Annotated in this window: 14 protein-coding genes; 6 read left to right on the top strand and 8 right to left on the bottom strand. The window is 65.4% G+C overall.

Annotation, left to right across the window (positions count from 1 at the left end; genetic code table 11):
• Positions 1–12: 12 nt before the first annotated feature.
• Positions 13–1,392 carry a sodium:solute symporter family protein gene (locus CHB99_RS14810; RefSeq protein ID WP_042129166.1) on the top strand — a complete coding sequence of 460 codons (1,380 nt, stop codon included), beginning with the start codon at positions 13–15 and terminating at the stop codon, positions 1,390–1,392.
• Positions 1,393–1,513: 121 nt separating this feature from the next.
• Here CHB99_RS14810 and CHB99_RS30340 read toward each other — a convergent pair whose 3' ends face one another.
• A complete protein-coding gene (locus CHB99_RS30340) occupies positions 1,514–1,636 on the bottom strand; it encodes a PA1414 family protein (protein WP_281177191.1) in 123 nt (40 codons plus the stop codon).
• Positions 1,637–1,748: 112 nt separating this feature from the next.
• Positions 1,749–2,642 (bottom strand): putrescine utilization regulator PtrR, encoded by an 894-nt coding sequence (gene ptrR / locus CHB99_RS14805; RefSeq protein ID WP_042129168.1) that lies wholly within the window; start codon positions 2,640–2,642, stop codon positions 1,749–1,751.
• 108 nt (positions 2,643–2,750) lie between these two features.
• Between ptrR and CHB99_RS14800 the strand changes: the two genes are divergently transcribed.
• Entirely contained in the window at positions 2,751–3,935 is a 1,185-nt protein-coding gene (locus CHB99_RS14800) for a YbfB/YjiJ family MFS transporter (RefSeq protein WP_042129170.1), read from the top strand.
• On the opposite strand, the gene CHB99_RS14795 is transcribed toward CHB99_RS14800, so the two are convergent.
• From CHB99_RS14795 to CHB99_RS14785, 3 genes are all read right to left on the bottom strand, one after another.
• The gene (locus CHB99_RS14795; protein WP_042129173.1) at positions 3,880–4,812 is read right to left on the bottom strand and encodes a DMT family transporter; all 933 of its coding nucleotides are present in this window, start codon (positions 4,810–4,812) and stop codon (positions 3,880–3,882) included. The two genes, CHB99_RS14800 and CHB99_RS14795, sit on opposite strands and share 56 nt — an antisense overlap.
• A gap of 108 nt (positions 4,813–4,920) precedes the next feature.
• Positions 4,921–5,316 (bottom strand): hypothetical protein, encoded by a 396-nt coding sequence (locus tag CHB99_RS14790; protein ID WP_042129175.1) that lies wholly within the window; start codon positions 5,314–5,316, stop codon positions 4,921–4,923.
• A 339-nt stretch (positions 5,317–5,655) separates the two neighbouring features.
• Positions 5,656–6,981, bottom strand: a complete 1,326-nt coding sequence (locus CHB99_RS14785) for a DEAD/DEAH box helicase (protein ID WP_042129177.1) — start codon at positions 6,979–6,981, stop codon at positions 5,656–5,658.
• A 147-nt stretch (positions 6,982–7,128) separates the two neighbouring features.
• Between CHB99_RS14785 and CHB99_RS14780 the strand changes: the two genes are divergently transcribed.
• A complete protein-coding gene (locus CHB99_RS14780) occupies positions 7,129–8,424 on the top strand; it encodes a mechanosensitive ion channel family protein (protein WP_042129179.1) in 1,296 nt (431 codons plus the stop codon).
• Here the strand turns inward: CHB99_RS14780 and CHB99_RS14775 are convergent.
• The 3 genes from CHB99_RS14775 to CHB99_RS14765 all read right to left on the bottom strand — a co-directional run bounded on the left by CHB99_RS14775 (position 8,371) and on the right by CHB99_RS14765 (position 10,606).
• On the bottom strand, positions 8,371–9,240 hold the full coding sequence (locus CHB99_RS14775) for a carboxylate/amino acid/amine transporter (protein WP_042129181.1): 870 nt from the start codon (positions 9,238–9,240) through the stop codon (positions 8,371–8,373). The two genes, CHB99_RS14780 and CHB99_RS14775, sit on opposite strands and share 54 nt — an antisense overlap.
• Positions 9,241–9,575: 335 nt before the next feature.
• Positions 9,576–10,175, bottom strand: a complete 600-nt coding sequence (locus CHB99_RS14770) for an FMN-dependent NADH-azoreductase (protein WP_042129183.1) — start codon at positions 10,173–10,175, stop codon at positions 9,576–9,578.
• A 101-nt stretch (positions 10,176–10,276) separates the two neighbouring features.
• Positions 10,277–10,606: a 3-phosphoglycerate kinase gene (locus tag CHB99_RS14765; protein ID WP_042129185.1), complete on the bottom strand. Its 330-nt coding sequence runs from the start codon at positions 10,604–10,606 to the stop codon at positions 10,277–10,279.
• A 50-nt stretch (positions 10,607–10,656) separates the two neighbouring features.
• Here CHB99_RS14765 and CHB99_RS14760 point away from each other — a divergent pair, with 50 nt between their 5' ends.
• The 3 genes from CHB99_RS14760 to CHB99_RS14750 are packed head-to-tail and all read left to right on the top strand — an operon-like array spanning position 10,657 to position 12,959.
• Complete coding sequence (locus tag CHB99_RS14760) at positions 10,657–11,580, top strand: PA3225 family LysR-type transcriptional regulator (protein ID WP_042129187.1); 924 nt, start codon at positions 10,657–10,659, stop codon at positions 11,578–11,580.
• Between the two features lie 12 nt (positions 11,581–11,592).
• On the top strand, positions 11,593–12,408 hold the full coding sequence (locus tag CHB99_RS14755; protein WP_042129189.1) for an alpha/beta fold hydrolase: 816 nt from the start codon (positions 11,593–11,595) through the stop codon (positions 12,406–12,408).
• Positions 12,402–12,959 carry a peptidylprolyl isomerase gene (locus tag CHB99_RS14750; RefSeq protein WP_042129191.1) on the top strand — a complete coding sequence of 186 codons (558 nt, stop codon included), beginning with the start codon at positions 12,402–12,404 and terminating at the stop codon, positions 12,957–12,959. Before CHB99_RS14755 ends, CHB99_RS14750 begins: the two co-directional genes overlap by 7 nt.
• Positions 12,960–12,965: the final 6 nt, after the last annotated feature.

The raw sequence follows: 12,965 nt of genomic DNA, 5'->3' as shown, positions 1-12,965 counted from the left end.
TGGAGACACCCCATGGCCTTGGACATATTCGTTGTACTGATATACGCCGCCGGCATGCTGTTGCTGGGCTGGTACGGCATGCGCCGCGCCAAGACCCACGAAGAATACCTGGTGGCCGGACGCAATCTCGGCCCGAGCCTGTACATGGGCACCATGGCGGCAACGGTCCTGGGTGGCGCGTCCACCGTCGGCACCGTGAAGCTGGGCTACGTCCACGGCATTTCCGGCTTCTGGCTGTGCGCCGCGCTGGGCCTGGGCATCATCGCCCTCAACCTGTTCCTCGCCAAACCGCTGCTGCGCCTGCGCATCTTCACCGTGACCCAGGTCCTGGAGCGGCGCTACAACCCGATGGCGCGCCAGGCCAGTGCGGTGATCATGCTGGCCTACGCGCTGATGATCGGCGTGACCTCGACCCTGGCCATCGGCACCGTACTGCAGGTGCTGTTCGAGCTGCCGTTCTGGGCCGCGATCCTGCTCGGCGGTGGCGTCGTGGTGGTGTACTCGACCATCGGCGGCATGTGGTCGCTGACCCTGACCGACATCGTCCAGTTCGTCATCAAGACCGTGGGCCTGATGTTCGTCCTGCTGCCAATCTGCCTGTACCGCGTCGGCGGCTGGGACGAGCTGGTGGCCAAACTGCCGGCGGCCAGCTTCAGCCTGACCACCATCGGCTGGGACACCATCATCACCTACTTCCTGATCTACTTCTTCGGCATCCTGATCGGCCAGGACATCTGGCAGCGGGTGTTCACCGCCCGTGACGAGAACGTGGCCAAGTACGCCGGTACCACCGCTGGCGTGTACTGCGTGATCTACGGCCTGGTCTGCGCGGTGATCGGCATGGCGGCTCACGTGCTGCTGCCGGACCTGGACAACGCCAACAACGCCTTCGCCGCCATCGTCAAATCGGCACTGCCGGACGGTATCCGCGGCCTGGTGATCGCCGCCGCGCTGGCCGCGATGATGTCCACCGCGAGTGCCGGCCTGCTGGCAGCGTCCACCGTACTGACCGAAGACCTGCTGCCGAAACTGCGTGGCGGCAAGCAGTCGAGCCTGACGATCAACCGCCTGTTCACCCTGCTGACCGGCCTGGCGGTACTGGGCATCGCCCTGGTGGTCGAGGACGTGATCAGCGCCCTGACCCTGGCCTACAACCTGCTGGTGGGTGGCATGCTGGTGCCGCTGATCGGTGCCATCTACTGGAAGCGCGCCACCACCCGCGGCGCCATCGTCAGCATGACCCTGGGCTTCGTCACTGCCCTGGCGTTCATGATCAAGGACGGCATGGATGCGAACACGCCGATCTACTACAGCCTGGCGATCGGCCTGGTGAGCTTCGTGGTGGTCAGCCTGACATCGCGTCCGGCGGTGAATGCGGCCAAGCTGGCCTGATATTGATGTAGGAGAAGAGGCCCGCGCTTGCCGCGGGCTTTTTCATTGTCCGGGACGGGCAAGCTCAGACCCCGTAGGAGCGTGGCTTGCCCGCGAAGGACCGCAACGCGGTCCCTGACGATCAGCGCCGCGGCTGCTGCTTGCGCTTCTCTTCGTCACTCGGAATCGGCACCGGCTGCATCGGCGGGATCAAGCCCAGCGCAACGGCGAGGTCGTGGAGCCAGTTCATCATCAGGTCTTTCATATGTCCCCCTTGAGGGTCATCGTCCAATCCAGTTTGGCTACGATGTTTCTTACACATCATAGTCTCAAGTCCTACGTATCGCTCACAGAAAACACGCCGTTTCTGACCTGCATCAAGCGCTGAGCGCCTCGCCGACGGACGGTCCCTGGTGCAGCGCTTCCTGCAGGTTGATCCAGGCATCCAGGTTCGCCCCGCGCATGCCGCGGCGCCACACCAGCCAGGTGGTGGCCTGGTCGAACGGGGTCTGCAGGCGATGCACCGCGACGTTCTCGCGCCCCGGCAGGCTGTCGAGCATGGACTGCGACATCAGCGCCACCCCGGAACCGGCCACCACGCAGGCGAGCATGCTCGGGTAGGACTCGATCTCCATGGCCCGGCCCATCGCCGCATGGTCGTGGGCGTACCAGGCTTCCAGGCGCATGCGATAGGAACAGCCCTTGCGGAAGGTGAACACCGCGCGCCCGGCCACATCCCGCGCGCTGCGCACTGGCGGATGCTCGGGTTCGGTGATCAGCACCAGGGTTTCCTCGCACAGCGGCACACCATCCAGCCCCGACAGCGACAGCGGGCCATCCAGCAGGGCGGCATCCAGGCGTCCGGCGAGCAGACCTTCGAGCAGCTCGCCGCTGGGCGCGGTCTGCACCTGCAGGTTCACCGCCGGATAAGCCTTGTGATAACGCGCCAGCAGGTCCGGCAGATGGATCGCCGCGGTGCTGTACATGCAGCCGAGAATGAACTCGCCGGCCGGCTGGCCGCCCTGCACCGCGGCGAACGCCTCGTCATGCAGGGCCAGCATGCGTCCGGCGTAATCCAGCAGCACCTTGCCGGCGGGCGACAGTTGCAGGCGCTGGCGTTCGCGGTGGAACAGCTCGACGCCCAACTGCTCTTCGAGTTGGCGCAGACGCGTCGACAGGTTCGACGGCACCCGGTGCAACTGCTCGGCGGCGCGGGTCACCGAGCCGGTCTCGGCCACGGCCTGGAAGATGCGCAGCTGACTCAGCTCCATGGTTGTTCTCCAAAATTGAACAAGTCGCTCATTATTATTCAATTTTTAAGAATGCCAAGCGCCAGTAGTCTGAACGCCATCAACCGCTTTCCACCGAGGAATCCCGCCATGTCGCCAAGACTCCGCCTGCTGGCCAGCTTCGTCGCCCTGATGATGGCGATGGGCATCGGTCGTTTCGCCCTCACGCCGCAACTGCCGCACCTGGTCGGCGAAGGCCAGTTGAGCCTGACCGCCGCCGGCCTGGTGGCCGCGGCCAACTACCTGGGTTATCTGCTTGGCGCGCTGGATGCCATGTTCGCCCGCGGCCCGCGGCAGGTCCGCCTGCGCCTGGACATCGGCCTGTGGCTGTGCGTGCTGCTGACCCTGGTGTCGTTCTGGGCCGACGGCTTCGTGGCCCACGCCCTGCTGCGCTTCGGCACCGGCGTGGCCAGCGCCTGGGTGCTGGTGATGATCACCAGCCTGACCCAGCCCCTGGCCGCCCACCACAACTTGCCGCGCCTCGGCGCGCTGGTGTTCGCCGGACCCGGCCTGGGCATCCTGCTCACGGGCCTGCTGGCCCTGGGTTCGAACCTCTACGGTCTGGGCTCGGCGCCGCTGTGGCTGATCTATGCCATCGCCGCGCTGGTCATGCTGCTGGCGGTGCGCCCGATGATTCCGCGCCCCGAGCATCTGCCGGCGGCGCCGCTCGCGGCCCCGGGCATCGGCGCGCCAAGCCGCGGCATCGCCCGCCTCGGTCTGATCTACGGTCTCTACGGTATCGGCTACATCATCCCGGCGACCTTCATGTCGCAGATGGCCAGCGCACGCTTCCACGGCAGCTGGATGGCGGATCTGTTCTGGCCTGGCTTCGGTCTTGCCGCGGCACTGGGTGTCCTGCTGCTGAGCCAGCGCCGGGCCACGCCGAACGGCACATCGCACTGGCTGATGCTAACCCTGTGGCTGCAGGCGGCCGGCGTCTTCGCCTGCCTGCTGGGCAACGGTCCGGGGCTGGCCCTGGGGGTCATCTTCTGCGGCGCGCCGTTCCTGGCCTGCATGCAACTGGTGATGCAGCGCTCGCGGGAACTGGCGCCCCACGCCACCCAGCGCAATGCCGGCCTGCTCACCGCCTGTTTCGCCATCGGCCAGCTCGGCGGGCCGCTGCTGGCGGCGCTGAGCAATCAGTTCGCCGGCAGCCTGCAACCGGCGCTGATCGTCGCCGGCAGCGGCCTGCTCCTGGCCGGCGCGCTGGCCTGGCGGCCTAGCGCTGCCCCAGCAGTGAACGCAGGCGCCTGCGTACCCATTGCTCCGCGCTGACCAGGACGATACCGGCCAGCACGCACAGGGCGCCGACGATGAAGTTCAGGCTCAGCGGCTCGTCCAGCAGCAATACACCGAAGGTCACGCCGAAGATCGGCGTGACGAAGGAGAACACCGCGAGGTTCGACGCCAGGTATTTGCGCAGCAGCCAGAACCAGGTCAGGTAGCTGAAGAACGACACCACCAGGGCCTGGAACAGCACGCTGCCGACCGCGATGGGCGTCAGCGAGACATGGGTCAGCTTGCCGCTGAAAGCGGCGATCAGCAGCAGGCCGACGAAGCCCACCGCCAGTTGGTAGAACAGGGTCAGGGTCGCTGGTGCCTCGGACAGCCGCGAACAGCGCACCACCACCGTGGTCGCGCCCCAGGCCGCGCCGGCCAGTACGCCGAAGGCATCGCCGAGCAGCATCGGGCCGCTGAGGTCCGCCAGCGACACCCCGCCGGCGAAGGCCACGGCGATCCCGGCGAAGGACAGCAGAATGCCGATCCACTGCAGCGGCCGCAGGCGCTCGCTGGGCAGGCGGAAATGCAGGCCGAGGGCGGTGAATACCGGCGCGGTGTAGAGGAACACCGACATGTGCGCGGCGGAGGTCAACAGCAGCCCTTCGGCGATGAACAGGAACTCGATGCCGAACAGCGCCCCGGCCAGAAGTCCCGCGCGCCAGGTGCTACCCACCTGCTCCCAGCCGCCGCGCCAGCAGATCAGCAGGCCGACCAGCAACGCGGAAATACCGGAGCGGGTCGCCGCCTGCATCACCGGAGCGATATCGGCGGCGGCCCATTTCACCATCACCTGCTGGATCCCCCAGATCAGGCACAGCCCCAGCATCACCTGGAAGGCAAAGGCATCGGGATCGCGACGCACAGCGTTCATCGGCGCGCCCCCACTTCTGACAACGACATGACGACCTCACGGCAGCGAAGAATTGACGCCAATTATGAGGACCGCCGGTCAGTCATTACCAGATATGTCTGAACGTCACTACGCAATCTGTGCCTTGGCCGCCACTTCCTCGAACGTCGCCTCGTCGAGTGCGTCGCCCTGCTCATCGAGCACCTGGCGCGGATGCTCGTTGCCCGGGATGCTGCTGTCGATCAGGCTGAGCAGGCGCGAGCCGCGCTCGGTCAGTACGTAGTTCTCGCCGTTGCCGCCCTCGTTTTCCGGACGGTCGGCGATATAGCCGCGCACCAGCAACAGGCGTTCGTAGTCGCAGGCGCGGGTCTTCAGGTGATCCACGTCCGGCACCGGCTGCCCCGCCGCCGCCAGTTGCGTGGCGTGCTGTTCGGCGTAGGGACGCGGGGTGAAAGGCTGGCCGGCACTGTTCTGTACTTCGTGGAGCAGGCGTTCGATAAGGTCCCAGTCATACACGGTGCTCATGGGTATGGCCTCCGTTGGGGGTGTATGGATTGTGACCGGGGCGTTCGCCAGCGGTTCGACTGAACTTTCCCGTGCGCGGGATGAAGCTGGGAACGCAGAGCAAGGACCTGCCGGACAAGTGCCAGTTGATCGACAAGCAGTTGCAGGCGTTGCGGGAGGTGGCTGACAGTGATGGCGACGCGCGCGCCCGTAGGAGCGCGGCTTGCCCGCGAAAGGACCGCATAGCGGTCCCATTCCGAGTAGCCCGCACGGGGGACCGCTATGCGGTCCTTTCGCGGGCAAGCCACGCTCCTACGGGGGGCGGTAGCCCGTTTACGGGACGCGGTAGCCCTCTCGGAATTACTCGGCCGCCGGCGCGCGTTTCTTCTTCAGCGGTGCCAGGCCATCGGAGCTGGCCAGCGGCGCATTCGGTTTCGGCTTGGCGGTCGGCTTGCGCTTGGCCGCGGTCTTCTTGTCACCGGCCTTCTTGTCGACCTTTTTCTTCTTCGCCCCAGCCGCCTTGCCCGACGCCTTGACCTTCTTCGGACCGCTGTAGGTGCCCTTCACTTCCTTGATCACCCGGCGCTCGAAGCTCTGCTTCAGGTAGCGCTCGATGCTCGACATCAGGTTCCAGTCGCCGTGGCAGATCAGCGACACCGCCAGGCCTTCGGCCCCCGCGCGACCGGTACGGCCGATGCGGTGCACGTATTCGTCACCACTGCGCGGCATGTCGAAGTTGATCACCAGGTCCAGGCCATCAACGTCCAGGCCACGGGCCGCGACATCGGTGGCCACCAGCACCTTGGCACCGCCGGTCTTCAGGCGCTCGATGGCCAGCTTGCGGTCCTTCTGGTCCTTCTCGCCGTGCAGCACGAAGGCCTTCACGTCCTTGGCCACCAGGTGACCGTAGATGCGGTCGGCCATGACCCGGGTGTTGGTGAAGATGATCGCCTTCTGGTAGGTCTCGTTGTCCAGCAGCCACTGCACGATCTGCTCTTTGTGCTGGTTGTGGTCGGCGGTGATGATCTGCTGGCGGGTGCCTTCGTTGAGCTGGCTGACCGCGTTGAGCATCAGGTGCTCAGGGTCTTTCAGCACCTTGCCGATCATGTCGCGCAGGCCGGCGCCGCCGGTGGTGGCGGAGAACAGCAGGGTCTGCGCGCGGTTGGCGCACAGGCCGCAGAGGCGCTCGACGTCTTCGGCGAAGCCCATGTCGAGCATGCGGTCGGCTTCGTCCAGGACCACCACCTGCACGTGTTCCAGGTCGAGGTTGCCGGCGTTCAGTTGCTCCAGCATGCGGCCCGGGGTGCCGATGAGGATGTCCGGGACCTTGCGCAGCATCGCCGCCTGTTCCTTGAAGTCCTCACCGCCGGTGATGATCCCCGACTTGATGAAGGTGAACTGCGAGAAACGTTCGATTTCCTTCAGGGTCTGCTGCGCCAGTTCGCGGGTCGGCAGCAGGATCAGGGCGCGGATCTCGACGCGCTTCTGGTTCAGGTCGACCAGGCGGTTGAGCAGGGGCAGGACAAAGGCCGCGGTCTTGCCGCTACCGGTTTTCGCCGTCACCCGCAGGTCACGCCCCTGCAACGCCAGGGGAATGGCCGCAGCCTGCACCGGCGTCGGCTCGACAAAGTTGAGTGCGGCGACAGCTTTGAGCAGGCGTTCGTGCAGGGCGAATTGGGAAAACACGGATGTAACCTCGGGCATGAGCGGAAATTCAGCCACATAGGGTAACGTTTTCCGCCGCCGGAGCCGAATTTCTTTTTGCCCCGGAGCCGTCGGGGCAGCTCTAATGGACGGTCTGTTTTTCACTTCTGCGGAGTTTTTGCGTTACCCATGGCTATTCAACAGTTCTGGCAAGACGCCCTCGACCTCTGGGGCACCCTCGACCAGCACCCGCTGCTGCACGCCGGCCTCGGCCTTGTGTTCCTGCTGGTCATCGCCCTGGTGCTGGGGCGCGTGGCACGCTTCGTCATCCTGCACACGGTCAAGCTGCTCGGCCGACAGCCGGCGCTGCACTGGCTCAAGGACCTGCTGCAGAACAAGGTGTTCCAGCGCCTGGCGCAGATCACTCCCTCGCTGGTGGTGCAGTTCGGCCTGAAACTGGTGCCGGAGTTGAGCGTCGCCAGCCAGCATTTCCTCGGCAACCTGGCCCTGGCCTTCACCATCCTGTTCCTGCTGCTGGCGGTCGCCGCCCTGCTCGATGCGCTGCTGGACATCTACGCCCGCACCGAACACGCCCGCACCCGCTCGATCAAGGGCTACGTGCAACTGGCGAAGATGGTCCTCTACGTGTTCGGCGCCATCATCATCGTCGCCACCCTGATCGACCGTTCGCCGCTGTTGCTGCTGTCCGGTCTGGGTGCGATGTCGGCGGTGATCCTGCTGGTCTACAAGGACACCCTGCTGTCGTTCGTCGCCAGCGTGCAACTGACCAGCAACGACATGCTGCGGGTCGGCGACTGGATCGAGATGCCCCAGGTCGGTGCCGATGGCGATGTGGTGGACATCACCCTGCACACGGTGAAAGTGCAGAATTTCGACAAGACCATCGTCTCCATCCCCACCTGGCGCCTGATGAGCGAGTCGTTCCGCAACTGGCGCGGCATGCAGCAGTCCGGCGGGCGGCGGATCAAGCGCAGCCTGTTCATCGATGCCGGTGGCGTGCGCTTCCTCAACGCCGAAGAACAACAGCGCCTGGGCGGCGTGCGCCTGCTGGGCGACTACCTGGCGCAGAAACGCAACGAGCTGCATACCTGGAACGAAGCCCAGGGCCAGGTCGCCGAGCTGTCCGCCAACCGCCGCCGGCTGACCAACATCGGCACCTTCCGCGCCTTCGCCCTCGCCTACCTGAAGAACCACCCCGACGTACAGACAGACATGACCTGCATGGTCCGGCAGATGCAGACCACCGCCGAGGGCGTGCCGCTGGAGATCTATTGCTTCACTCGGACCACGGCGTGGGCCGAGTACGAGCGCATCCAGGGCGATATCTTCGACTACCTGCTGGCGGTGCTGCCGGAGTTCGGCCTGAGCCTGTACCAGCAGCCCAGCGGCAGCGACCTGCGTGCTGGGCTGTCAGCGATGAGCCAGCAACGCCGGGCGAGTGCCGAGCCGGCTCAGCCACACTGACGCCAGGATCACCGTCCCGCCGATGAACAGGCGTCCCAGCGGCTCGTCCTGATTCCAGATCAGCAGATTGAGCAGCAACCCCACCGGGACATGCAGGTTGTTCATCACCGCGAGGGTGCCGCCGGAAACCAGGCAGGCGCCCTTGTTCCACCAGTACAGACCCAGCGCCGTCGGACACAGCCCGAGGAACAGCAGCACACCCCACTGCACGTCGGTGCTGGGCAGGTGCTCGGTATTGCCGAAGGCGAGGAAGGCCGGCAGCACGACGATCAGCGCGCCCAGATAGAAGTAGCCGAAACGGCTGTAGTGCGGCAGGTCGCTGGGATGGCGGGCGACCAGGTGCTTGTACAGGACCTGGCCGGCGGCGTAGGTGAAGTTGGCCAGTTGCAGGAGCAGGAAGCCGATGAAGAAGTCCGGGCTGATGCTGTCGAAGCGGATCACCGCGGCACCCGCCACCGCCACCAGGGCCGCGAGCAGCGCCCAGGGGTTGAAGCGACGGTTCAGCGCGTCCTCGATCAGGGTCACGTGCAGCGGAGTGAGGATGGTGAAGAGCAGCACTTCCGGCACCGTCAGCACGCGGAAGCTGAGGTACAGGCAGACGTAGGTGATGCCGAACTGCAGCGCGCCGATCACCAGCATCGCCCGCATGAAGCGTGGCTCGACCTGGCGCCAGCGAGTCAGCGGCAGGAACACCAGCAAGGCCAGGACCACCCGCGCCAGCACGGCGAAGTAGCTGTCGACGTGCCCGGCGAGGTATTCGCCGATCAGGTTGAAGGAATACGCCTGGATCAGCGCGACGATCAGTAGGTAGCCCATGGTGGTCTCTCGGCAATGGAGGCGGCGACCTTAGCGGGTTGGAGTAGCAGGCTGCAATGCGGATCGAAGGAGCACGCCACTACCGTAGGAGCTGGCTTGTCGTGTGACGAACCACTGCGAAAGGACTGCGAAGCGGTCCCGAAATGGTACTGTCCAGGAGATTTTTGGGACCGCGTTGCGGTCCTTTCGCAGTGGTTCGTCACACGGCAAGCCAGCTCCTACAGCGGGTGGCAGCGTTGCGTGGCAATAAAAAACCCGGCCGAGCGCGAAGCATCGACCGGGTACTACACCCAAAGGAGCAAAAAGGGGTGTCAGGCAGGGAAATCTCGTTGCGATCAGGCCACCGCGGCCAGAGCAGCCTTGGCCTGGTTCAGGCCCTTCTCGTGGAAGTCGCCGCCCATGTTCAGGCCTTCGGCGTGGATGAAGGTCACGTCATGGATGCCGATGAAGGCCAGCACCTGGCGCAGGTAGGGTTCCTGATGATCGCTGGCGGCGCCGGCATGGATGCCGCCACGAGCGGTCAGGACATAGGCGCGCTTGCCGGTGAGCAGGCCCTGCGGGCCGGTTTCGGTGTACTTGAAGGTGACACCGGCGCGCAGCACATGGTCCAGCCAGGCCTTGAGGGTGCTCGGAATGGTGAAGTTGTACATCGGCGCGGCCAGCACCAGCACGTCGGCGGCGAGGACTTCGTCGGTCAGTTCGTTGGAACGGGCCAGGGCCTGCAGCTCTTCGGCGCTGCGCTGGTCCTGCGGCTTCATCCAGCCACCCAGCAGGTTGGCGTCCAGGTGCGGCACCGGGTTCAGCGCCAGGTCGCGCAGGGTGATGCTGTCGGCCGGGTTGGCGGCCTGCCACTGACTGACGAAGTCACGGGTCAGTTGACGGGAAATCGAATCCTGCTGGCGGGCGCTGCTTTCGATGATCAGTACGCGGGACATGTGAAGGTTGCCTCCATCGGCAAGGTCGCTAAGTCGATGGAGGCAAGATTAGTGATTGACCTATCGATAAAAAAGCGTAAAAACTCGGTCAAATCTATCAGTTAATTTGCTTGTTGCGCCTCGCAGCTCACCTTGATCCGCATCTTGATGATCTGCTTGTTGAAGGTGCCGACGACATCCACGCTCTTCTTCGCCGGCACATCGACACGGCGAACCCGCGGAGTTTCCGGACCGTTGTTGAAGGTCACCTTGCACCGCGCGGCGACATCGCCGTAGTTGTTCAGGGTGATGGTGGTCATGTCGTTGGCGGTGTCGTAGGTGGTGGTATCCAGCTTGATCCCCTCCCCGAGGTCCTTCTTCACCTCGATGGGGTAAGCGGCCAGCACCGACAGCGGCAGCAGGGCCAGCACAGCAACACAGAATTTCTTCATACGGCGCTCTCCTTGAGAAGTGCGCCAGCTTAGGACAACAGGAGCCGAAGATGAAAGCGCCGCGCGTAACCCTGGATCAGTGGCGAACCCTGCAGGCCGTGGTCGACCACGGCGGCTTCGCCCAGGCCGCCGAAGCGCTGCACCGCTCGCAGTCCTCGGTGAGCTACACCGTGGCGCGGATGCAGGACCAGCTCGGCGTGCCGCTGCTGCGCATCGACGGGCGCAAGGCGGTCCTCACCGATGCTGGCAGCGTGCTGCTGCGCCGTTCGCGGCAGCTGGTCAAGCAGGCCAGCCAGCTGGAAGACCTCGCCCACCATATGGAACAGGGCTGGGAAGCCGAGGTGCGCCTGGTGGTGGACGCCGCCTACCCCAACGCACGCCTGGTCCGCGCCCTCAGTGCCTTCATGCCGCAGAGCCGCGGTTGCCGGGTGCGCCTGCGCGAAGAGGTGCTGTCCGGAGTCGAGGAAGTGCTCCACGAAGGCATCGCCGACCTCGCCATCAGCAGCTTCAGCATCGCCGGCTACCTGGGCGCGGAGCTGAGCGCGGTGGAGTTCGTCGCCGTGGCCCACCCCGAACACCCGTTGCACCGCCTCGGCCGGGTGCTGAACTTCCAGGACCTGGAAAGCCAGCTGCAGGTGGTGATCCGCGACTCCGGCCGCTCGCAGCCGCGCGATGTCGGCTGGCTCGGTGCCGAACAGCGCTGGACCGTCGGCAGCCTGGCCACCGCCGCCACCTTCGTCGGCAGCGGCCTGGGCTTCGCCTGGCTGCCGCGCCACCTGATCGAGCGCGAGCTGCGCGAGGGCTTGCTCAAGCCGCTGCCGCTGGATCAGGGTGGCAGCCGTCACCCACTGTTCTACCTTTACTCGAACAAGGACAAACCCCTCGGCCCGGCCACGCAGATCCTCATCGAGTTGCTGCGCAACTTCGACACTGCGCCGCTGGACGTCCCCTTCGCCGCCCCGGCCCAAGCCTGACAGGTATCGCCCATGGCCTACTTCGAACATGAAGGTTGCTCGCTGCACTACGAGGAATATGGCCGGGGCGAACCCCTGGTGCTGGTCCACGGCCTCGGCTCCAGTTGCCAGGACTGGGAGTTCCAGGTCCCGGTGCTGGCCGCCGACTACCGCCTGATTCTTCTCGACCTGCGCGGCCACGGACGCTCCGACAAGCCCCGCGAGCGCTACAGCATCGCCGGCTTCAGCGCCGACCTGATGGCCCTGCTGGAGCACCTGAACACCGGTCCCGTGCACTATGTCGGGCTGTCGATGGGCGGCATGGTCGGTTTCCAGTTCGCCGTCGACCATCCCGGCTGGCTGCGCAGCCTGACCGTCGTCAACAGCGCGCCGGCGGTGAAGGTGCAAAGCCGCGACGACTACTGGCAGTGGGCCAAGCGCTGGACCCTGGCCCGCGTCCTGCCGCTGCGCACCATCGGCAAGGGGCTCGCCGCGCGCCTGTTCCCCAAACCGGAGCAGGCCAGTCTGCGCCAGGAGATGGCCGAGCGCTGGGCACGCAACGACAAGCGCGCCTACCTCGCCAGCTTCGACGCCATCGTCAACTGGGGCGTGGAGGAACGCCTGGGGCGGATCGACTGTCCCACCCTGATCATCAGCGCCGACCACGACTACACCCCGGTGGCGCTCAAGGAGCGCTACACCGCCCTGATTCCCGGGGCACGACTGGCGGTGATCGCCGATTCCCGGCACGCTACACCGCTGGACCAGCCACAGCAGTTCAACCAGACCGTGCTGCAGTTTCTCGCTGCGGCCTCAACCACCTCTCAAGGATCATTGAGTACATGCTGAAGAAAATCCTCATGGCCGCCTGCTCCGTCGCCTTCGCCACCGGCGTGATGGCTTCGGACAAGACCCCGCACGTGGAGCTGGTCACCAGCTTCGGCAAGATCGAGATCGAGCTGAACGCCGAGAAGGCGCCGATCAGCACGAAGAACTTCCTCGCCTATGTCGACAGCGGTTTCTACAACAACACCATCTTCCACCGCGTGATCCCGGGCTTCATGGTCCAGGGCGGCGGCTTCACCGACCAGATGGTGCAGAAGGACACCCAGGATCCGATCCGCAACGAGGCCAGCAACGGCCTGCAGAACACCCGCGGCACCCTGTCCATGGCCCGCACCAGCGACCCGAACTCGGCCACCAGCCAGTTCTTCATCAACGTCGCCGACAACGATTTCCTCAACCCCGGCCGCGACCGCGGCTATGCCGTATTCGGCAAGGTCACCAGCGGCATGGAGGTGGTCGACCAGATCGTCAACTCGCCGACCACCATCAAGAAAGGCATGCGTGACGTGCCCGCCGATCCGGTCTACATCAAATCGGCCAAGCGCATCGACTGACCGCAG

Source organism: Pseudomonas japonica, assembly GCF_900188455.1.
Lineage (GTDB): Bacteria > Pseudomonadota > Gammaproteobacteria > Pseudomonadales > Pseudomonadaceae > Aquipseudomonas > Aquipseudomonas japonica.
Note: the sequence above shows the minus strand (reverse complement) of the source record. Positions and strands in the feature narration are given on the sequence as shown.